Below are 19,437 nucleotides of genomic sequence, written 5' to 3' on the forward strand. Positions count from 1 at the left end.
ACTTATAACCCATGAAAAAGATTTTTTTTTGGAGGATAATGCTCTGTGTTCTCCTTTTCAATTGTACAGCAAAAAACAATTCGGATATTTTCAAAAGCAATGATGTTAATGAAGTAAAAGCATACATAAGAGCTAACCCCTACAGCCGGGATGCCTACGAGCTAAGAAAAAAACTTCCTTTGCTAGAAACCATGGCATGGGCTAAACCCAATAAAGGCTCTGCGATGAAAACAAGACAAATAATCATAGGAGACGACTATACGCAAATAGAAATTGTACAAAATATGATTTCTACAGAAAAGTTTAAGGAATTGATGGAAAAATTCGAAGCCAATCATAATAAAAGAACTGTAGACTTATTAAATCAATTATTTAACAGTGACATATCTAATACCAAAACCATCATCTTGGTAGAAAATAAAACGAAATGCAATATGGTTTTGAATGTCGTAGGTAAAAACAAATATGAAATCCCAATTCCTGCAAAAGGAGAGAATAGTATAGTCATAGAAAAGGGGGAATATAGATTGATTAGCAAGCTATGTGGAATTCTTTATTCATCTCGTAAAGATATTCAAAAAAATTTAGTCGTTACACTTGATATTTTAGACGAAAAAAAATCTGAGCCTGAACAACCCAACACACTTAATTCCTCTACTGAGACAGGAGAAACCGCAGTCCGCTAATCTTAGCAGAACCAAAGTAATTACAGTATTCGTCCAAGGTATAATTAGAAAGATATCCCCTGTATCTTCCTAATATATTTTGATTAAAAACAGTTTAGTGTTTTTTAGCATATCCCAAAAGTCTATCAAAAATATTATGATACAACAAACATTTTGACTATCTTCGTATAAAAAAAAGAAAGCCATAAGTTAGTACTCAAAAAAATTAAATGATTTCGCTCTGTAAAATCAAAAAATATCTTATAGACAGCCAAATTTATGTTTCCTTTATGGGGACTTTTTTGGCTGTTTTTTTTATGATGAAGAACCATTACTTTTCCAGAGTGATGATTTTCGTCGTTTTTTTAACTTATTTTAGCGGCTATCTCTATACCAAGTATCAGAACAATAAAAAGATCTTACACAAGATTATTTATTTCAACATTTTCACTTTTTTGCTTTGTGGCGGGCTTCTCATATATTTTTATCCAATAGAAACCATATACAAATGGACGGCTGTCATTCTAATAGGATTACTTTACGATAGTTTCTTTTTGCATTATTTTATCAGGAAAATACCATTGTTCAAAATATTCTATGTGGGCTTTGCATGGGCACTGATGAACGGCTGGCTGTTCTTTAAGCAAATGGATTGGGAGATTTTCTTTATCAGTTGGACTTATATTACGGCATTGGTATTACCTTTTGACATTAGGGATATCAATAGCGATAAGGTGGTTACTTTCCCTAAACTTATAGGTATTCAGAATACGAAGTATTTAGCCTATGGTCTAATTTTTATAAGTACTATCTTGGCAATTTATCACTTGGATTTTTTGTTTGCTTTGGCATTTTATATAGCAATGATTTTTTGTTTTTTATTAATTTATTTTTCAGAGCCTGCTCGCCCGGAGTATTATTATTCGTTTTTAGTAGAGAGCTGTTGCGGATTGCCGTTTTTATTTTTAGTATTATTGCATTACATTTGGGAATTGTTATAGCTTATGATTGTAAAAAAACTTTTTATCCGAAACTTTAAGAACCATATGCTGCGGGAGTTTGATCTGTCACCGGACATTAACTGCTTTATAGGGGATAATGGCGTAGGAAAGACCAATATCTTAGACGCACTTCATTATTTGTCGTTAGGTAAAAGTTTTCTGGGAAATTCAGACTTGAACAACATCAAAAAGGGAGAAGATTTCTTCTCCATAGAAGCAGAAGTACAAGGCGATGACAAAGGTTTTAATATAAAAGTAATTCAGCCTAAAGACGCACGAAAGGTCATTAAAAAAAATGACAAAGCTTACTCAAAAATAGCCGAACACATTGGTTTTCTGCCAAGCGTAATGATTTCTCCGTATGATGCCAATCTGATTACAGATTCCGCAGAGAACCGCAGAAGATTTTTAGATGCGATGATTTCTCAGGTAGATGCAGAATATTTTCACAGCATTATACAATATCAGAAAGCCCTAAAACAGAGGAATGCTTTACTAAAATCATTTGCGAAAAATGGATTTTTTGATGCAGATTCTTTGGAAATATATAATGAGCCTCTCTCCCGCTTCGGCACTCTTATTTATAGAAAAAGAAATGATTTTATACAAGGACTCAGACCGGTGTTTAAGGATTTCTATAAAGTGATTTCCAATTCTAAGGAAGAGGTAGATGTTATCTATGAATCCGTACTAGAAACCACCGGAATGAATGATGTGCTAAGAAAAAACGAATCCAAAGACCGCGTGCTTACCTATACCTCTCAAGGTGTGCATAAGGACGATTTAAACCTAATGATGGACGAGGATTTGATAAAAAAAACAGGTTCGCAAGGGCAGCAAAAATCTTTTTTAATAGCACTTAAATTAGCACAGATGAATTGCATTAAAAATAGGACGAAAAACACACCGATGCTTTTATTAGATGACATTTTTGACAAATTAGATGACAAAAGGGTTTCCCAGCTCATCGATTTGGTAAACAGAGAAGGTTTTGGACAGATATTCATCACAGATACGCATAGAGGGCGTACGGAGGAGGTTGTAAAGAACATTAACGAGGAAAGTCGTATTTTTGGACTTTAATAATTATGAAAAAAATTAAAAAAAGAGAATTTCAGTCTTCAGAATTATTGCAGTCTTTAGCCAAAATATATCATTTTGAGGATAAACTAAAGGCTTTTGAGATAAAAGACTTTTTGAAAGAATATTTAGACGACACTCTCTTTAACGAAATCAACGATATTCATCTGAAAAACAAAATACTTACAATTACTATAAAATCCCCATTGGCAAACAATGACTTCCGAATGAAGAAAACTTTTTTTTTACGCAAAATCCAGTCTGTAGTGGGAGAGGATGTGGTAAAAGAAATCGTTTTTCTAAGTCGCTAAGGTTGTAGCGTGATGGCATTCATTTGTCTCAGTATGCGGTTGTGCTTTTTTATGAGAAAAGGAGTGGGGTGCTTAGGGTCGTATTTTTTAGGATTGGGAAGAATGGTGGCAATCCACGCAGCCTCACTTTTAGTAAGGTCTTTGGCATCTTTATTATAGTAATAATGGGCGGCGGCTTCTATCCCGAAAACACCTTGCCCCATCTCTATGGAATTGAGATACCGCTCTAATATGATATTTTTATTCCAAACTTTTTCTATCGTGAAAGTAAATATTGCTTCCAGTCCTTTTCTTATCCAGCTTCTGCCATTCCATAGGAATATATTTTTAGCGGTTTGTTGGGAAATAGTACTCCCTCCCTGTATGGATTTCCCTTTTTGATTGTGTTTTACGGTGCGCTCTATTGCTTGAAAATCAAAGCCTGAGTGTTTATAATAATTCTGATCTTCTGCAGTGATAACCGCTTTAAGAATATTATCCCCCATTTGGTTGATAGGGATATATTTTCTGTCAAGTTTATAATATTTGAAATAATTTTCAGCTTGAATAATAGTCATTATAGGGTTGAAAAATCTTCCCCACACTATGGATAAAATAGGAACCAATAGCAAAATATAGATTATTTTCTTAAATAACTTCCACATATATCATAGAGTATATTACGAAACACTAATGCATTTCTTTTTACAAAGAAACATATCTTTCCACAGCAAACAAAATGCTTTTTTCAATGTAAAAAAAACAGACTGCTTAACTCATACGCATTACAACTTTGAATCAATTTCTTTTCTGAGCTTTATAGATCTGGAAGTTGAATACGAAAGTTCTGTCTTGGAGTGAATAGCCTGTATAGTTATAATGATTTGTACTTCTCGCAAAAGCACTCTTAGAAGGGACTATAATTACCCCTTGCAAATTATAGCCTGCCTCGTCGGGAAGATTAAAACCTTTGAAATTTTGTATAGCTTCCTTGAATCCTTTTATCTCAAAATAATCTTTCCCCACATTCATTTCTTTCATCATTTTTTCATCAGCGTGGAAGAATAGCGGATCTTTAATCGGTACACCATCTCCGTCTATTGTATTTTGAAACGGATATTTAGACCTTAGCTTAATAAAACCTTCTTCATTAGTTGCCACATAAGTATAGCAGGATTGCATCAGGTTGATGACATCATCTTCTCCTACGAGTTCTCCGCTATCGGGCTGGGCGTCGGACCTTATGATATATACTGTCCCATCAGGAAGCGTAACAGGATTGTAGTCCGAGAGGGGTTTCTCATTATCGTCATTAGTATCCGTAGAACTAAATTCTACGATTTTCCCTCTATCATCAAAGTAGTTATCTTTTAAAAACTGCTGGATTGCTTTTTCGTCGTATTCATTTTGTATGCTTATGTCTATTGGTTTTGTGACATTTTCATAGGTATCTTTTCTACAAGAAACACTCATTAATCCTATTACTAAAAGCCCTAAAAAAATATTTTTTTTCATTTTCCTATTATTAAATACAATTTCACTAAATTGCCGTTCAGTTTTATAAAGGACAAAAATATAAATAAAAAATGAGAATTGACAAGTTTTTGTGGAGTGTTCGTTTTTTCAAGACGAGAAGCATCGCCGCCGAAGAGATAAAAAAGAATAGAGTTTCCATAGCTGGAAAGCCCGTAAAGACCTCTAAGGAAGTATCGGAAGGTGATATTATAGAAATCCGAAAAAACCAAATTGATTACAAAATAAAAATTTTACAAATCCCTAAAAGTAGAATAGGAGCAAAACTCGTTCCTTTGCATATAAAAGATATGACGGATAGCGAACAATACGAAATCCTGAAAATGAGAAAACTCACACAAGATTATTACCGCCAAAAAGGAGAAGGACGCCCCACGAAAAAAGATCGCAGAGATATGTCGGACTTTATGGAAAGTGATGCAGATATGTTCTCAGACGATGATTGGGATTCTTTCTTTATAGATTCTGGAGATTTAGAAGACGAATAATCTCATTACATATATCTTCCTGCGATTTTCCCTCCGTAAAGATAATGTGTTTCGCTTTTGCATAAAAAGGATTTCTTTCAAAGAGATGTTTGGAGACGAATTCCGGTAAATCCTCGTGATTAATGCGGCTGATGATAGGGCGGTGGAGTCTTTCGTGCCAGAGTCTTTCGCATAAAGTTTTTACAGAAACACTTAGAAAAAAACTTTCCGAAAATTCATTAATAATGTCAATATTGTCATAATAAGCAGGTGTGCCGCCTCCTAAACTCAAAACGGCATTGGTGTTTTGTTTAATGAGGTGGTTTAATAGTTTTTTTTCTATTTTTCGGAAATAGATTTCGCCTTTTTGGGCAAAAATTTCGGAGATCTCCATTCCTGTTTCTTCGGATATACAGCGGTCAAGCTCAAATAACTGAAAATTTATTTTTTGGCTTAATAATTTGGAAATGTGGGATTTGCCACTTCCCATATAGCCCATAATGGATATTATCATCACTAAATTTTCAACAAAAGTGCAAAAAAGTTTTGAGAAAATAAAAAAAAATGTATCTTTGCACCGCTTTTAAAGCGGAATAAAAGTGCGTTATTATTAGAGGCAGACCTGGTAGCTCAGCTGGTAGAGCAATACACTTTTAATGTATGGGTCCTGGGTTCGAATCCCAGCCAGGTCACATATGTTGCAAATCGTATTTCGATTTTTTGCCTGTGTGGTGAAATTGGTAGACACGCCATCTTGAGGGGGTGGTATCCTAAGGATGTGCTGGTTCGAATCCAGTCGCAGGCACAGAAAAAAAACAGACTCGGTAGCTCAGCTGGTAGAGCAATACACTTTTAATGTATGGGTCCTGGGTTCGAATCCCAGCCGAGTCACAATTTGCTGAAAAGTAAATTTTTTCATATTAATATTTTGTGATTTGGTGTTCAAAAGTCTTCCTTTCCGGAAGACTTTTGATTTTTTATCAGCCTAGGGCTGTTGATTAAAATAAAATTTATTACCTTTATCGGACAAAAAACAAAACATCATTAAAAAACATAAAAATGTCATACGGATTACTTAAAGGAAAAAAGGGAATTATCTTTGGAGCTCTTAACGAACAATCTATCGCATGGAAAGTAGCGGAGAAATGCCACGAAGAAGGTGCGGAATTTATATTATCCAACGCTCCTATCGCTATGAGAATGGGAGAGATTAACGCTTTGGCAGAAAAAACAAACTCTGAAGTAGTGGGAGCAGATGCTACTTCCATGGAAGATTTGGAAAAACTTTTTGATGCAGCGATTGCTAAATTTGGAAAGTTGGATTTTATACTCCATTCTATTGGTATGTCTGTGAATGTAAGAAAAGGGAGAAACTATACGGCTATCAACTATGATTGGTTGGAAAAAGGCTGGGATGTATCGGCGGTATCTTTTCACAAAGTGATGAGAGTGGCTTGGGATAAAGATTGTATGAACGAATGGGGATCTATTTTGGCACTCAGCTATATCGCGGCACAAAGAACTTTTCCGGATTATAACGATATGGCAGACAACAAATCTTATTTGGAGAGTATCGCCAGAAGTTTCGGATATTATTGGGGTGAGAGGAAAGTCCGCGTAAATACCATTTCCCAGTCTCCTACGCCTACTACAGCAGGAAGCGGTGTAAAAGGCTTCGGTGGCTTTTTGGGCTATGCAGAGGATATGTCCCCTTTAGGAAACGCTACAGCAGACGACTGTGCCGGGTATTGCGTGGCGATGTTCTCTGACCTTACAAAAAAGGTCACTATGCAAAATCTCTTCCACGACGGAGGATTTAGCAATACAGGAGTTTCCCAAAAAGTAGTAGATAAATACGATACAGAAAAATAAAAAAAGTAGAATGAAAATTCTCGTCTGCCCTATCAACTTGGTTGATAGGGCAGATTCTCAAATAAAAATAAGGATGAAAAACATATGCTTTCCACCCTCTCTTTTGTATTATAATTATGCAAATTTACTATTTATTTTTTAGCAAATTTTTTATATTTATTCATGAATTTATCTACTCTACCTGCAGTATCTACCAATTTTACTTTACCGGTGTAGAAAGGGTGAGAGGTAGACGAAATTTCCATTTTGATCAATGGATACTCCTGTCCTTCATACTCGATAGTGTCTTTAGTTTCAGCAGTAGATTTGCAAAGAAACATTTCATCATTACTCATGTCTTTGAAGACTACAAGTCTATAATTTTCAGGGTGAATTCCTTTTTTCATAGTTTTAAAATGGTTTTAATAATTAAATAAATAAGCGTGTAATGGCATCGCTTTATACTTAAATTTTAGGACTGCAAAAATAAAGTTTTTTTTTGATTATACAAAATAATCATCAATATCTTTTCAGAGCAAAATATTTTTTTAGGAGAAATATTTTTTCAAGCCGATTGGCTATAGATTTTTATAATTGTAGATTATTAATTTCAAGATAATTTAAGTATTCTATATTTTTGCACAAGTTTATCTGCTCTGCTATCCAACCATTTCGTACAAATTAAACAAATCAACTTATAAAAATCAATCACATCTGAGTTTTGTTAAATATTCTCAGTATATTTGCATAAATAATTAAAGTTCATTGAAATAAACAACCGACCATTTGGGTACCCCTACGGAGATGTACGATGAGAACGGTGAGGAAGTATGGTACAGACGGCTTGATATGAACGGGAAGATTATCAAGGAGGAATGCCATAGAAGAACTTCCTACTATAAGAACGTAACGGTGCCGTTCCTCTTTCAAGGGCAGTATTATGACTACGAGACCGAGTTGGCATACAACCGATTCAGATATTATTCTCCTGCTATGGGGTGTTATATCTCGCAGGATCCAATCAGATTGGAGGGAAACAATCCTACGCTATATGCGTATGTAGTAGATTCTAATTTATGGTTTGATATATTTGGATTAAGAATATACAGACGAAAGAATGGCCAATTTGGAAAGAAGCCGGGTCGTAAGAGTAAGAAGGATAAAAAACGTGAGCTTGAGCAAAAAAGGAGGAAAGGAATTGAACGTGCTTGGAAAGAGGAACAAGAGTTAATTAAACGGGGGCTTGGCGGAACACGAGAGTGGACCGAACAAGAGAAAGAAGAACTTCTTAAAACAGGAAAGGTAAAGGATTATTATGGACACCATATAAATAGTGTTTCAACGCATCCTCATTTGGCAGATAATCCTGACAATGTTCAATTTGTAAAATTTGACGAACACTTAGAATTACATTCTGGTAACTTCCATAATTCAACAACAGGAGAATTGTTAAACAGAAAAATAACTTGATTTTTTATGGACTATATTGAAAAATTAAATCGTGTAATTGATGCACAAAGAAAAAATGGCTATGTGAAGACTCCCAAAGGAGAGAAAATAGGACATGTTCCCAAGCTTGCTCCATTGGCATACAACATACAATTGAGCCAAAAATTGGATTTTTCACTGATCAATAGTTTGGAAAAACGATTGCAGAGAGAAATACCTCCGGCTTACAAGCGTTTTCTAATGGAATATAGTAATGGATTGCATTTCTATTTTTCACTGAATTTGTATGGTAATCGTGATGGACTATTAGATCGTTCCGGTAATGAAGTTATTGTCTGGGACCTCCAAGATCTTAATAGATTTGAACGCCCCAAGAACTCAAGCAAAGATGTAATCTTTATTGGTACATACTCATATGATGCCTCTAAGCTTTATATTGATTGTGCAACCAATAAGGTTCATTATTGTGGGAGGTACGATGCAACATCCCTTAAAGAATGGGATTCTTTCGAAACAATGATGAGTGAAGAAATTGATAGGATATATGCATTGTTTGATGAAGATGGGTATTTAACTGTGAATTCAAGTGAAAAAACACCTTACAAAATTGAATAGAACCATATATATAATTACAAGATAATAGAATTTATATCAAAGCAAAATTTTCCTTATGTCTCACCGTGTCGAATCAGAACAGCGCAATTACTTCACTTCGGTTCAGTCTCAGTTGTCAGCGACCGTAGTCGAGCCATTGAGTTCGATGGGTCAGACATATAGTGAAAATGCCAAGTCCGGTGTATCTCCGAGCCTTAATGCGGTGGATACGGGTATGAAAGCAGCCATGACGTTGATGGGGCTTGGGGAGAATCTTTTGTCCGCCGTGATGTTTCCAGCCTTGGAATCTCTCGGTTTGAAAGGCATCGCCTGCCTTCCCATCAGCAAGCAAATGGATCCATCCATTGGTGTCGATGATCCCTCTGAGAATATGAGTCATAAACATGAGAAGAAAAATGTAACATATAAGAACAAAAAAAAATGAAAAAGAACTATTTTGATGACAGAAAACTTTTCATCACGCTAAATAAAAATAGTATTGATGAAATTATCAGCTTTTTAGAACCGTTTGGTATCGACAGCTATGATAGAGACGGAAGGACTATGTTGATGAATTTAATTATTGAGAGGAAAGAAGAACTTCTTAAGTCTTTTATGGAGTTAAATCCTAACATCAACAGTCAGGATTTTAATGGGTACTCAGCACTTCACTTTGCTGTTCAAGAGAAGTTTTTTACTGCAATAGATTTGCTCTTGGGTAAAGAAAATCTACAGATTGACTTACAAGATAAATAGGGAAACACGCCATTACTTAGGTTGGTTTGGGAGGAAAATATTGACAATATGGATCTAATCTCAAAATTAATTGAGAAAGGAGCTTCGTTGGAACTTCCAAACAATTCTGGGGTAACTGCTCGTTCATCTATGCAGGAAATTACTGAAAAAGGAACTGTTGATTATAGTCAGTTCTTGGGATAATCAAATTTTAAGATAGAAAGTTTGTAGAATGGAAAATAAAGATTTTTTGGGTTTAGATGTACCGTATTTAACAAATGCATATATCCGCCAGAAGGATAAAGAGGATATTAAAATTGTGTGTGCAAATCTACTAAGATTTGCATGGGACAAGGGACTGTTATTGAATAATCCCTTTAATGAAGAAGGAGAACTCATATTAACAACTTGTGTTTATGAGAATGATGTCACGGAACTTGGAAGACAGATTTTCAGCGACTTATGTTACAAATGGATTACATATACGGATAACCTAACAGGGAAAATTGACAGAAAGAATAATATAAAAATGTTAGAAAAGTACTACAACCAACTGATTCAACAGTTAGAAATAAAACAGTAGTAGTTTCAGAATAGATAAAAATACTCATCAACAAAAACTATAATAAAAATTAGCGATATGTCTCACCGATGGAACATCTATAAAAAGAGAAATTGAAGCCATACAAGATTTAGAACGTATATATGGTCAAGGTAATGTAGAATTTATACCCTATAATATATAAAAATGAAGAAAGTAAATATCCAATTTTTCGCAACACTAAATGAGAATGTTGAATTCCTTACAGATATGTACAAAGCAGGATTCAATATTCTATTGAGAATAGATGAACCGAAAGCAAACATTCTGATTGATGACAATAATGTTGGTTCAATTAGAGAGATATTGCTGAAAGAAAATGTGAGTTACTGGGATTCTGCAGCTTATTTTTCTAATAAAGAATACAATACCAATTGTCCTTTCAATGAATTTTCATCTTACAATCCTGATATCATGTTTTTACGAATAGGAGAAGAAAAACCAGGGCATCTCAAAGAAAGTTGGTTGGCAACCTCTTTACAATTTGATGATGAGGAATTAAATCTTGCTTTTTATAGAATAGGGCAACGATTAAAGAGAAACACCAAGTGTGGAGGCATTTTGTATAGTAATGATCTAAATGAAGGGAAATTCTGCAAGAATGTAAGGTACACCGGTGGTGCACTTGAATTTAATCAAAAAGGCGGAAAAGTTTATCAATTTAACCCCAACGTACACTTTAAATTAGGAGTATAAATAAACCTTCGAGCCGTCTATTTTAGCAAATTACTTTCATTATAAGTAACCCTTAAATCATTTTCCTTATGTCTCACCGTATCGAATCAGAACAGCGCAATTACTTCACTTCGGTCCAGTCCCAGTTGTCAGCGACCGTAGTCGAGCCATTGAGTTCGATGGGTCAGACATATAGTGAAAATGCCAAGTCAGGAGTCTATCTATGTTTAAACCTTTTTTATTTTATCCTACAAAGAAAAAAAATATTAACTAAATTTTTTATTATCTTTGGAATATGAAATGGGATGATATCATAGGACAAGACCAAATAAAAAGTGTATTACTAAAAAGCATTGACAACAATAGAATAAGCCATGCACAGCTTTTTGTAGGTAAAATGGGATACGGCACTCTGCCGCTGGCACTCTTGTATGCACTGGAAATCCTGAAACGAGAACACTCCGAAGCCGAGCACAAAGTAAGCTCCCTCAATCATATGGACCTCCATTTTAGTTTCCCTATATTCAAAGGAGAAAAAAATGCTCTTAGCCAAAGTGTTTTCAATATATGGCGGGATATGATTCTCAATAATCCCTATGCCGATTATCAAGACTGGATAAGTGCTTTGTCTGGAAATGAGAACAAACAAATATTCATCTCGCCCGACGAGATATCGGCTATCACCCAGAGTCTTAGCCTGAAAACCTTTGAAGGAGGGACTAAAATTCTCATCATCTGGGGCGCTGAAAAAATGAGTGAAAATGCGGCAAACAAATTCTTAAAATTCTTGGAAGAACCACCGGAAAAAACGGTTATCATTCTATTGGCTACCTCTACCGACAATATGCTGCAAACCATACTATCGAGATGCCAGATTCTGAATATTCCTAAAATAAATGATGATACGCTTCTTGCTAAAATAAGCGAAACAATAGAAGACGAAAGCCTCGCAAGAGAAATTTTAATCCAGGCACAAGGCGACTATAACACGGCAAAGAGATTGATAAATCACGAAGCTGCCGACCAAGATTTTGAAGACTATTTTATTCAATGGGTGCGTACCGCATTCCAGGCAAGGAGCAAACCCCAAGTCCTAAAAGACATCATTAACTGGGCAAATACCATCGCCCTATGGAGCACAGAAAAACAAAAGAATTTTCTAAATTACTGCACCGAAGTATTTCGGCTGGCATTACTCCAAAATTACGGTACAAGCGAGCTGGTTTATAAAAAGATTATGAAAAATAATTTTAATTGGAAAGGGTTTTCTAACTTTATCAGCGGTGCAAATATTGAAGGCATATTAAACGAAATTTCCCAAACACATTTACACCTCGTAAGAAACGGCAATGCCAAAATCCTTTGGACTGATATGGGCATAAAACTCACGCGGTATCTACACTTAAAACCTTAAAAAAACAAAAATACTCCGGTCTTTTCCAGAGTATTTTTATTTTATTTAGTTTCGTCTATAATTTATTTTTGTAGATTTTTGCCGCTGCTTATTCGGCTTACCTCGCTACAGAGCCGCATATGAAATTGAGAATCTATTTTCTGCCTCTGCCCTATTAGGAATCAAAAAACATTTTTAATTATCTGTTTTCTCTTACATAGGAATTCAAAACTGCATCAAAGTGCGTATAACCAAATTTCCGAAAGAACAAGGCATTTTATTTTTTATAAACTAATAATTCATCAAGATTTATTAGCCAGCTGCCCACAAGCGGCATCTATGTCTCCTCCCCTGCTGCGGCGTATCATTACTGTAATACCGTTCTTCTCAAGCTGCCGGACATAGTTATCCGTAGCAGCAGGGTTACTCCTGTCATACTTACCGTCTCCTATGGAATTATACTCTATCAGATTGACTTTGGTTGGCACTTTTTTGCAAAACTTTATAAGTGCTTTGATATCCTCATCTTGGTCGTTTATCCCTTTCCAAATACAATATTCCAAAGTGATAATCCCCCCCGTGTGTTGATACCAATACTGCAAAGCCTCTATAATCTCTGTAAGCGGAAACTTGGTAGAGAACGGCATTATTTCATTTCTTTTTTCCTCTATGGCAGAGTGTAGAGAAAGTGCAAGTTTTACCCTCAAATCTTCGTCTGCCAGCATTTTTATCATCTTGGGGATTCCGGAAGTAGAGACTGTAATTCGTCTTGCCGCCATTCCCAAGCCTTCGGGTTTTGTAATTTTTCTAATGGCTTCCACTACATTTTTGTAATTCATCATTGGCTCGCCCATTCCCATAAATACAATATTGGAAAGAGGCCTGTCAAAATATTCTCTGCTCTGTCTATCTATCAGCACTACTTGATCCACAATTTCTGCTACTTCCAAGTTTCTCATTCGTTTGAGTCTTGCCGTAGCACAAAATTCACAATTGAGCGAGCAGCCCACTTGAGAAGACACACACGCCGTAGTACGCGTTTCGGTGGGAATCAGAACACTTTCTACCATCAGCCCATCGTGAAGACGGACTCCATTCTTTATCGTACCATCTTTGCTTTTTTGCAAAACATCTACCGCCACAGGCTTGATAATGAACTCCTGAGCCAGTCTTTCTCTCAAAGTTTTCGAGATATTGGTCATCTCATCAATAGAATGTCCGTTTTTATTCCACAACCAATCATAAACCTGCTTGGCACGAAAAGGTTTTTCCCCGATAGAGAGAAAATAGTTTTTCAGGTCTTCTAAGCTTAATGTACGGATATCTCTCATAAAGAAAATAAAGCAACAGACGATTTGCCCATTGCTTTTGGCTTAATAATAGTTACATTTTACAAATTACAAAATAAGCATAGCATCTCCGTATGAGTAGAATTTATACTTCTCGCGGATTGCCTCTTCGTATGCCTCCATCACAAAATCTTTACCGGCAAAAGCGGCAATCATCATCAGCAAAGTCGATTTAGGGGTATGGAAATTGGTAATCATAGTATTGGCAATTCCAAAATCATACGGAGGATAGATAAATTTATTAGTCCACCCGTGATAAGGTCCTATTCTTCTATTAGAAGACACCGAAGTTTCTATGGCTCTCATTACCGTAGTTCCCACGGCACAAATTTTCCTATCTTCTTCTATGGCTTTATTGATGAGGTCTGCATTTTTCTGGTCTATGATAGTCTCTTCGCATTCCATTTTATGTTTAGAAAGGTCTTCTACTTCTATAGGATTAAAGGTTCCCAACCCCACATGCAGAGTGATTTCCGCAAAATTGATTCCTTTGATTTCCAGCCTTTTCATCAAATGTTTAGAAAAATGGAGCCCCGCAGTAGGTGCAGCTACAGCTCCCTCTACTTTGGCATAGATGGTCTGATAACGCTCTGCATCCTCCGGTTCTGCCTCTCTTTTAATGTATTTAGGCAGCGGTGTGTTTCCTATTTCTCTGAGTTTTTCTCTAAACTCTTCGTAAGAGCCGTCGTAGAGAAACCTTAGCGTTCTCCCTCTCGAAGTGGTATTGTCTATTACCTCTGCCAATAGCGTTTCTTCTTTATCAAAGAATAATTTATTCCCTATTCTTATTTTCCTTGCAGGATCCACAAGGACATCCCACACACGGGTTTCTTTATCCAATTCTCTCAATAAGAAGACTTCTATTCTTGCTCCTGTTTTCTCTTTGTTTCCGTAGAGTCTTGCAGGGAAGACCTTTGTATTGTTAAAGATAAATAAATCATTTTCATCAAAATAATTTACTACATCTTTGAATAGTTTGTGCTCTATCGTTTGTTTAGCTCTATCGAGTACCATTAGTCTTGCTTCATCTCTATGTTCAGACGGACGCTCTGCAAGAAGCTCGGCAGGCAAATTGAAATTAAAATCAGATGTTTTCATTCAAAAAAATTAAGTTAAAAAATACAATAATAAAAATATTTATTATTATTTTAAGAATTTGCAAATATACAACATTCGGCACCCCTTTGTCAAGTGATTTTATAAAAACATTATCTTTTATTGCTTCCATTGAGCCTCTCTTGAAAACAATAATAGCCGGACAAATTACTTTCCTCCGTCCAAATTCGGCATTCTCATTCTCTTTCGGAAGACAGGCAGATATTTATCAAAATAAACCGCTATAGTTTCGTAGTTATTATTTTCTACAAACTGCAAAAGATGCTCCGAAGTATAAACGAATTGCAAAAACTCATCTATTTTATTGCTCGGGATTCCCATTCTCAGAAAATAAGCATCGCCGTAGTATTTTCTGATGGAGGTATTGGCTTTTATCATTTGTTCGTACTCGTAGAGGCGTTTCTTTCTCCGTCTGTCTCCGGAAATCCAGTCATAGATGGTATTGATATTAAGTGTAAATCCCGTAATAAAAGGCGGTGAACTATAGTTTGTATCTGCCTTTGGAGCCGGCAAGCCTATTATTTTATTTATATTCAGCTTCGTGTATTTATTACTCAATCGGCTTTCATCTATCTTAAAATTGCCTGTTGGTTTTCTTTTGAGAACTATTTCCGGAATATTGCTATACGCCATATCCAGATGCACAATGTTTTCATTATTGAGCATTTTTGGTTTTATTCTTATGTCTTTCCGCTCGGTAAGCACAGAGGTAAATCTTACCACATCATCTTCTTTTGCTGAGATTTCAAAACCTCCCTTATAATCGCAAAGCACTGTTTTCTGCGTATTAAGATTAGTAACATAAACAGGCGTAAAAGAGATATCCGTACGGTCTTTCACCCATATTTTTCCCTTATAAATTTGAGCAGATAAAAATACCGAAGTCAATAAAAAAAAACAAAAAATAAAATTTCTAATCATAGTGGCAAATGTAATGAGTACGAATTAAATAAAACTCACAATAAATGGTTAAAGTTTATTAAAAAGGCGTTAAAATCAGAATCGGCTAAGAAGCCCCCAGTGGACTTTTGTATTCTTAAAATTAAATCTATCCTCAAAGTTGTTACCGTTAGATATCTGAAAACTCATCAATCCCACAGGAAGAATGAAATTAAACCCAAATCCTCCGCTATACAAATTTATATCTTTCTCGAACAACGGATTTTTGAGTTTCCCCATCTGTCCAAAAACATCAAAAAAGGCAGTCTCACCAATAATATAACGGTATTCCAAACCTCCATAGACATAGAATTTGGACAAAAGAATATTTTCATCAAATCCCCGCAGAGAATTCCAGCCTCCTATCCGAAAAAGCTCATTTACAGAGAGTACTTCTTTAGTGTCAAGTGCGGCTGTTTCTATTTTGGCATTGATGAAATTTCGGTCCGCCAGTTGCAGATTGTGTTCGGCAAAGAGCTGATATTGCTTCGTAGGAACTATTTTGGAATCATCGTAAATGGTATTGAATAGGTCGGCATCTGCTTTTATTTTCGTTTTATAAAGCATCAGAGGATTGTCTATGGGCATCTGAAATTCATACCAAACCCCAAAGCCCTTTCGCTTAAAATTCCTTGCTGTGCTCAGATTAGCTGCCGATACCGACGAAAGCTCCAAATGCCCTCTTATCCCAACTTTCTGCCGCGGTGAAAATTGAAAATAAGCTCCGGACAATACCTTTACATTGGCAAAAGTAGAATCTTGTCTAAATATGTTGGTATGAAGATTTACCCCGATATTGGAATTAAAGAGATAGGGGACATCTGCCTGCATATCAAAGTTTTGCCCCGAATTGGGATTTCGCTGCCAAAACAAACTTACAGACTCAAATCCATTAAAAATATTTTTGAAATTAAGGCTAATGCTTCCCGTTACTTGAAACTTTTGAGAATTATTATTCCCAAAACCGAGTACGCCATCAAAGGTATTGGCTTTTTTCTTTTTCAGAAAGAGGTAAATCTGCGTAGAATCTTTGGTAAAAAGTGTCTGAGGATTTCGTTCTAATGTTACGAAAGTATGATTGGCCAATGCATTACGGATTTTCAAGAGGTGGCGGTCATCATAAGTCTGCCCTACAAACTCTTTCTCCAGATTTTTGACAAACCGTCTCGGCACTCTGTTGTAATCCCGAATGACAAAGCCATCAATCGTTCTTTTGTTGGCTCTCACCACCGAAAGCCCCACTTTGGGAACACCACGCTCCATTCCCAAAAACCGACTCTTAATACGGTTAAACGCATAGCCTTTTTGCTTATAGATATCATTTATCCTAAGTCTTAAAGAGTCTAAGTCTTTAACGACAACCCCTGATTCCAGCCCCAGATCTACTGAAAGGTCTTTCGGCAAAACCACTTGAGTTCGATTAAAATCTTGTCCCTTATCATAATAAATCTTAACGGAATCTCTCTTTTGTTCCACGCTCTGCAGTCTCGTCAAATAGTAACGATACTGAGAAAGAGAGTCTAAAAAATGAACCGCAGAAAGAGAGTCTTTTACCTGAGTAGTAGCGTGGGATTTCGCATCTATAAGGAAATAGCGGTGTCCCTGTGCCGTCCCCAAAAGATACACTAAAAATAGTAATACACTCCAAAATTTTCTCTCCACGAAACGATTATTTTAGTCAATATGATTGTATTTACGCATAAGTTTTTCATAGATTTTTTGGGGTAAAAGCCACTTGAGCGGCACGCCTATCTTTTGCCCAAATTTTCCAAAATAATAGTGCGAACGCCACTCCGGCTTGCTAAGCAACCGCTCCACATATCTCGCTACCGCCTCCGGACTATCGCCGCTATCCACATGGCTGTTCATCAAAGCATAAACTTTATTGAAAACCTCTCTATATGGTGCCGAGACTTCGGATCTTACACGGTTTTGGGCTATATCTGTTTTTACATCTCCAAGGTGCAAAGCACAAATTTGCACATTCCAGGGTCTTACTTCGTAGCGTACAGCCTCCGTAACTTTGTCGAGTGCCGCTTTTGAGGCAGAATAAAATCCCCTGAATGGCAATCCCATTTCACTCCCTATACTGGATATATTGATAATCTTTCCGCTTCGTTGTTCTCTCATAAAAGGCAAAACGGCACTCATCACCTGAACCGCACCCACAAGATTGAGATTAAAGAGTTTCTGTATCTCTTCTGCTTTTGTATCTTCTACTGCACCTACCATACCCATACCGGCATTATTGATTAAAACATCTATCTTTGATTCTTTTTCTACAATGCTCGCTATAGCGTTTTTCACGGCTTCTGCATTAGTAATATCTACGGACATTGAAGTGAAATCAGACTCTACGCTGCTCCTGCTTAGTCCATAGACACGATGCCCCTGCCGGCTGAAACAAACCGCCATAGCCTTGCCAATTCCCGAAGAAGCTCCTGTAATGGCAATTATTTTTTGATTCGTTATGTTCATACTATATTTTTCGTGTTATTCTGCCAATATCTTTCCAAAAAAGAGGGTAAGACTTCTCTACCACTGCAGCATCTTCTATCTCCACATCACACATCAGCCCGCATCCCAAAAAGCTCATTGCCATTCTGTGATCGTTATAGGTCTTCACAGTTATTTTTTCTGGAAGTTCATTAAAAACTAAACTTCGGATACTATCCTCCGAAATACAAACCTCTACGCCCATTTTACGCAATTCATTTTTAAGAGCGGACAACCTATCAGTTTCCTTTATTTTAAGAGTATGCAGCCCTTTAATACAAAAGGGTATTCTAAGCAATGATGCCGTTACACAAATCGTCTGTGCAATATCCGGACAACTATTCATATTGAGGTCTATTTTCTTGGGATAAATAAATCCTTGGACAGGCACCAAAATGATTTTACCGTCTTCTCTAAACTCTGTATGCACCCCAAAATACTGTCGAAATAAATCTACAACAGCAGCATCTCCTTGTAAAGAGTTTTTTTGAAATTTTCCTAATGTTAATTTATTCCTCCCCACTGCCGCCAACATATAGAAGTAAGATGCCGAAGACCAATCACTCTCCACAAGAATAGTTTTATTTATCAAAGATTTAGAAAAAGGCAAAACCTCAATTGTATTATTTTTTACCACAACCTCTATACCGATCTCCCTAAGTATAGACAAGGTCATTTCCAAATAAGGTTTTGAGGTAGCTTTCCCACGAAGGCGAATTTTCAGTCCGTTTTTCAGCTTTCCCGATATCAAAAGTAATGCCGATATGAATTGACTGGAAATATCAGCCGGTATATCCACCTCCGAATATTCCATTTTTTTTCCCATTATCGTCAAAGGAGGATATCCCTCTTTTTCGTCGTAAGAAATAGAAGCACCCATTTGTACCAATGCCTCTACAAGGGGACGGATAGGTCTTTCTTTCATTCTTTCCGAACCACTTAGTGTAACGGCTTTTCCGTCTTGTATTGCAAAATAGGCTGTAAGAAAACGCATAGCTGTTCCTGCGTGGTGGATATCTATAAAATCGGACTTAGAAGCAAGTGCCTGACACAAAACACTCGTATCCCGCGCATTAGACAGATTTTTTATGGTTATACTTCCGAATAATTTTTGCAATACCAACCATCGGTTAGATAGGCTTTTGGAGCCTGTAATCTCTACTTCGCTGCCCTCTGCTATTCTAAATCTCGAGATAAACATTG

Annotated in this window: 24 protein-coding genes and 3 tRNA genes; 17 read left to right on the plus strand and 10 right to left on the minus strand. The window is 36.3% G+C overall.

All coding sequences use genetic code 11. The annotated features are described in order from the left end of the window. Positions 1-11: 11 nt before the first annotated feature. The 4 genes from BLS89_RS04585 (at position 12) to BLS89_RS04600 (ending at position 3,057) form a co-directional block, all read left to right on the plus strand. Positions 12-686: a DUF6759 domain-containing protein gene (locus BLS89_RS04585; RefSeq protein ID WP_143017725.1), complete on the plus strand. Its 675-nt coding sequence runs from the start codon at positions 12-14 to the stop codon at positions 684-686. Positions 687-895: 209 nt separating this feature from the next. Beyond that, on the plus strand, positions 896-1,666 hold the full coding sequence (locus BLS89_RS04590; RefSeq protein WP_092736322.1) for a UbiA prenyltransferase family protein: 771 nt from the start codon (positions 896-898) through the stop codon (positions 1,664-1,666). 3 nt (positions 1,667-1,669) lie between these two features. After that, entirely contained in the window at positions 1,670-2,749 is a 1,080-nt protein-coding gene (gene recF, locus BLS89_RS04595) for a DNA replication/repair protein RecF (protein WP_092736323.1), read from the plus strand. A gap of 5 nt (positions 2,750-2,754) precedes the next feature. Beyond that, positions 2,755-3,057, plus strand: coding sequence for a hypothetical protein (locus BLS89_RS04600; RefSeq protein WP_092736324.1), 303 nt, complete (start codon positions 2,755-2,757; stop codon positions 3,055-3,057). Here BLS89_RS04600 and mtgA read toward each other — a convergent pair. Together mtgA and BLS89_RS04610 are read right to left on the minus strand one after the other, a co-directional pair. Continuing rightward, entirely contained in the window at positions 3,054-3,701 is a 648-nt protein-coding gene (mtgA, locus tag BLS89_RS04605; protein ID WP_092736325.1) for a monofunctional biosynthetic peptidoglycan transglycosylase, read from the minus strand. The genes BLS89_RS04600 and mtgA overlap by 4 nt on opposite strands. 133 nt (positions 3,702-3,834) lie before the next feature. Beyond that, positions 3,835-4,551: a hypothetical protein gene (locus BLS89_RS04610; protein WP_092736326.1), complete on the minus strand. Its 717-nt coding sequence runs from the start codon at positions 4,549-4,551 to the stop codon at positions 3,835-3,837. A gap of 71 nt (positions 4,552-4,622) precedes the next feature. On the opposite strand from BLS89_RS04610, the gene BLS89_RS04615 reads away from it, so the two are divergent. Further along, positions 4,623-5,057 carry an RNA-binding S4 domain-containing protein gene (locus tag BLS89_RS04615; RefSeq protein ID WP_092736327.1) on the plus strand — a complete coding sequence of 145 codons (435 nt, stop codon included), beginning with the start codon at positions 4,623-4,625 and terminating at the stop codon, positions 5,055-5,057. On the opposite strand, the gene BLS89_RS04620 is transcribed toward BLS89_RS04615, so the two are convergent. Then, positions 5,026-5,550, minus strand: coding sequence for a shikimate kinase (locus BLS89_RS04620; RefSeq protein ID WP_092736328.1), 525 nt, complete (start codon positions 5,548-5,550; stop codon positions 5,026-5,028). The two genes, BLS89_RS04615 and BLS89_RS04620, sit on opposite strands and share 32 nt — an antisense overlap. 105 nt (positions 5,551-5,655) lie before the next feature. Here BLS89_RS04620 and BLS89_RS04625 point away from each other — a divergent pair. The 4 genes from BLS89_RS04625 to BLS89_RS04640 all read left to right on the plus strand — a co-directional run bounded on the left by BLS89_RS04625 (position 5,656) and on the right by BLS89_RS04640 (position 6,908). After that, positions 5,656-5,728, plus strand: a tRNA-Lys gene (locus BLS89_RS04625). A 30-nt stretch (positions 5,729-5,758) separates the two neighbouring features. Further along, a tRNA-Leu gene (locus tag BLS89_RS04630) sits at positions 5,759-5,841 on the plus strand. Between the two features lie 13 nt (positions 5,842-5,854). Beyond that, positions 5,855-5,927, plus strand: a tRNA-Lys gene (locus tag BLS89_RS04635). Between the two features lie 168 nt (positions 5,928-6,095). Then, positions 6,096-6,908, plus strand: coding sequence for an enoyl-ACP reductase FabI (locus BLS89_RS04640; RefSeq protein ID WP_092736329.1), 813 nt, complete (start codon positions 6,096-6,098; stop codon positions 6,906-6,908). Between the two features lie 131 nt (positions 6,909-7,039). On the opposite strand, the gene BLS89_RS04645 is transcribed toward BLS89_RS04640, so the two are convergent. Beyond that, entirely contained in the window at positions 7,040-7,294 is a 255-nt protein-coding gene (locus BLS89_RS04645) for a type B 50S ribosomal protein L31 (RefSeq protein ID WP_026315563.1), read from the minus strand. Positions 7,295-7,673: 379 nt separating this feature from the next. Here BLS89_RS04645 and BLS89_RS11285 point away from each other — a divergent pair, with 379 nt between their 5' ends. From BLS89_RS11285 to BLS89_RS04680, 8 genes are all read left to right on the plus strand, one after another. Beyond that, positions 7,674-8,357 carry an RHS repeat-associated core domain-containing protein gene (locus tag BLS89_RS11285; protein ID WP_221403649.1) on the plus strand — a complete coding sequence of 228 codons (684 nt, stop codon included), beginning with the start codon at positions 7,674-7,676 and terminating at the stop codon, positions 8,355-8,357. A 63-nt stretch (positions 8,358-8,420) separates the two neighbouring features. Beyond that, the gene (locus BLS89_RS04655) at positions 8,421-8,951 is read left to right on the plus strand and encodes an SMI1/KNR4 family protein (protein WP_221403650.1); all 531 of its coding nucleotides are present in this window, start codon (positions 8,421-8,423) and stop codon (positions 8,949-8,951) included. A gap of 55 nt (positions 8,952-9,006) precedes the next feature. Further along, positions 9,007-9,375 (plus strand): hypothetical protein, encoded by a 369-nt coding sequence (locus tag BLS89_RS04660; protein ID WP_092736331.1) that lies wholly within the window; start codon positions 9,007-9,009, stop codon positions 9,373-9,375. Further along, on the plus strand, positions 9,372-9,686 hold the full coding sequence (locus tag BLS89_RS04665) for an ankyrin repeat domain-containing protein (protein ID WP_092736332.1): 315 nt from the start codon (positions 9,372-9,374) through the stop codon (positions 9,684-9,686). The genes BLS89_RS04660 and BLS89_RS04665 overlap by 4 nt, the downstream gene beginning before the upstream one ends. 48 nt (positions 9,687-9,734) lie before the next feature. Next, a complete protein-coding gene (locus BLS89_RS11200; RefSeq protein WP_262501470.1) occupies positions 9,735-9,869 on the plus strand; it encodes a hypothetical protein in 135 nt (44 codons plus the stop codon). A gap of 28 nt (positions 9,870-9,897) precedes the next feature. After that, the gene (locus BLS89_RS04670; protein ID WP_092736333.1) at positions 9,898-10,248 is read left to right on the plus strand and encodes a hypothetical protein; all 351 of its coding nucleotides are present in this window, start codon (positions 9,898-9,900) and stop codon (positions 10,246-10,248) included. 165 nt (positions 10,249-10,413) lie between these two features. Further along, positions 10,414-10,962: a hypothetical protein gene (locus BLS89_RS04675; RefSeq protein ID WP_092736334.1), complete on the plus strand. Its 549-nt coding sequence runs from the start codon at positions 10,414-10,416 to the stop codon at positions 10,960-10,962. 274 nt (positions 10,963-11,236) lie between these two features. Next, positions 11,237-12,355, plus strand: coding sequence for a DNA polymerase III subunit (locus tag BLS89_RS04680; protein WP_092736335.1), 1,119 nt, complete (start codon positions 11,237-11,239; stop codon positions 12,353-12,355). A 281-nt stretch (positions 12,356-12,636) separates the two neighbouring features. Here the strand turns inward: BLS89_RS04680 and rlmN are convergent, their stop codons facing one another. From rlmN to BLS89_RS04710, 6 genes are all read right to left on the minus strand, one after another. After that, positions 12,637-13,665 (minus strand): dual-specificity RNA methyltransferase RlmN, encoded by a 1,029-nt coding sequence (gene rlmN, locus BLS89_RS04685; protein WP_092736336.1) that lies wholly within the window; start codon positions 13,663-13,665, stop codon positions 12,637-12,639. A gap of 66 nt (positions 13,666-13,731) precedes the next feature. Then, positions 13,732-14,781: a tRNA preQ1(34) S-adenosylmethionine ribosyltransferase-isomerase QueA gene (gene queA, locus BLS89_RS04690; RefSeq protein ID WP_092736337.1), complete on the minus strand. Its 1,050-nt coding sequence runs from the start codon at positions 14,779-14,781 to the stop codon at positions 13,732-13,734. Between the two features lie 165 nt (positions 14,782-14,946). Beyond that, complete coding sequence (locus BLS89_RS04695; protein WP_092736338.1) at positions 14,947-15,720, minus strand: hypothetical protein; 774 nt, start codon at positions 15,718-15,720, stop codon at positions 14,947-14,949. 75 nt (positions 15,721-15,795) lie between these two features. After that, positions 15,796-17,400, minus strand: a complete 1,605-nt coding sequence (locus tag BLS89_RS04700) for a BamA/TamA family outer membrane protein (RefSeq protein WP_092736339.1) — start codon at positions 17,398-17,400, stop codon at positions 15,796-15,798. 12 nt (positions 17,401-17,412) lie between these two features. Further along, positions 17,413-18,216 carry an SDR family oxidoreductase gene (locus tag BLS89_RS04705; protein WP_176763241.1) on the minus strand — a complete coding sequence of 268 codons (804 nt, stop codon included), beginning with the start codon at positions 18,214-18,216 and terminating at the stop codon, positions 17,413-17,415. Between the two features lies 1 nt (position 18,217). Further along, entirely contained in the window at positions 18,218-19,435 is a 1,218-nt protein-coding gene (locus BLS89_RS04710; RefSeq protein WP_176763242.1) for a 3-phosphoshikimate 1-carboxyvinyltransferase, read from the minus strand. Positions 19,436-19,437 lie beyond the last annotated feature (2 nt).

Origin of the sequence: Riemerella columbipharyngis (genome assembly GCF_900101995.1) — a bacterium.
GTDB classification, from domain to species: domain Bacteria; phylum Bacteroidota; class Bacteroidia; order Flavobacteriales; family Weeksellaceae; genus Riemerella; species Riemerella columbipharyngis.

What these genes read in the sequence shown, in the direction of transcription:
- BLS89_RS04640 (WP_092736329.1), top strand. Translation starts at nt 6,096, where the DNA reads ATGTCATACGGATTACTTAAAGGAAAAAAGGGAATTATCTTTGGAGCT.
- recF (WP_092736323.1), top strand. Translation starts at nt 1,670, where the DNA reads ATGATTGTAAAAAAACTTTTTATCCGAAACTTTAAGAACCATATGCTG.
- queA (WP_092736337.1), bottom strand. Translation starts at nt 14,781, where the DNA reads ATGAAAACATCTGATTTTAATTTCAATTTGCCTGCCGAGCTTCTTGCA.
- BLS89_RS04615 (WP_092736327.1), top strand. Translation starts at nt 4,623, where the DNA reads ATGAGAATTGACAAGTTTTTGTGGAGTGTTCGTTTTTTCAAGACGAGA.
- BLS89_RS04680 (WP_092736335.1), top strand. Translation starts at nt 11,237, where the DNA reads ATGAAATGGGATGATATCATAGGACAAGACCAAATAAAAAGTGTATTA.
- BLS89_RS04645 (WP_026315563.1), bottom strand. Translation starts at nt 7,294, where the DNA reads ATGAAAAAAGGAATTCACCCTGAAAATTATAGACTTGTAGTCTTCAAA.
- BLS89_RS04600 (WP_092736324.1), top strand. Translation starts at nt 2,755, where the DNA reads ATGAAAAAAATTAAAAAAAGAGAATTTCAGTCTTCAGAATTATTGCAG.
- mtgA (WP_092736325.1), bottom strand. Translation starts at nt 3,701, where the DNA reads ATGTGGAAGTTATTTAAGAAAATAATCTATATTTTGCTATTGGTTCCT.
- BLS89_RS04660 (WP_092736331.1), top strand. Translation starts at nt 9,007, where the DNA reads ATGTCTCACCGTGTCGAATCAGAACAGCGCAATTACTTCACTTCGGTT.
- BLS89_RS04670 (WP_092736333.1), top strand. Translation starts at nt 9,898, where the DNA reads ATGGAAAATAAAGATTTTTTGGGTTTAGATGTACCGTATTTAACAAAT.
- BLS89_RS04695 (WP_092736338.1), bottom strand. Translation starts at nt 15,720, where the DNA reads ATGATTAGAAATTTTATTTTTTGTTTTTTTTTATTGACTTCGGTATTT.
- BLS89_RS11200 (WP_262501470.1), top strand. Translation starts at nt 9,735, where the DNA reads ATGGATCTAATCTCAAAATTAATTGAGAAAGGAGCTTCGTTGGAACTT.
- rlmN (WP_092736336.1), bottom strand. Translation starts at nt 13,665, where the DNA reads ATGAGAGATATCCGTACATTAAGCTTAGAAGACCTGAAAAACTATTTT.
- BLS89_RS04620 (WP_092736328.1), bottom strand. Translation starts at nt 5,550, where the DNA reads ATGATAATATCCATTATGGGCTATATGGGAAGTGGCAAATCCCACATT.
- BLS89_RS04585 (WP_143017725.1), top strand. Translation starts at nt 12, where the DNA reads ATGAAAAAGATTTTTTTTTGGAGGATAATGCTCTGTGTTCTCCTTTTC.
- BLS89_RS04710 (WP_176763242.1), bottom strand. Translation starts at nt 19,435, where the DNA reads ATGTTTATCTCGAGATTTAGAATAGCAGAGGGCAGCGAAGTAGAGATT.
- BLS89_RS04675 (WP_092736334.1), top strand. Translation starts at nt 10,414, where the DNA reads ATGAAGAAAGTAAATATCCAATTTTTCGCAACACTAAATGAGAATGTT.
- BLS89_RS04590 (WP_092736322.1), top strand. Translation starts at nt 896, where the DNA reads ATGATTTCGCTCTGTAAAATCAAAAAATATCTTATAGACAGCCAAATT.
- BLS89_RS04610 (WP_092736326.1), bottom strand. Translation starts at nt 4,551, where the DNA reads ATGAAAAAAAATATTTTTTTAGGGCTTTTAGTAATAGGATTAATGAGT.
- BLS89_RS04705 (WP_176763241.1), bottom strand. Translation starts at nt 18,216, where the DNA reads ATGAACATAACGAATCAAAAAATAATTGCCATTACAGGAGCTTCTTCG.
- BLS89_RS04665 (WP_092736332.1), top strand. Translation starts at nt 9,372, where the DNA reads ATGAAAAAGAACTATTTTGATGACAGAAAACTTTTCATCACGCTAAAT.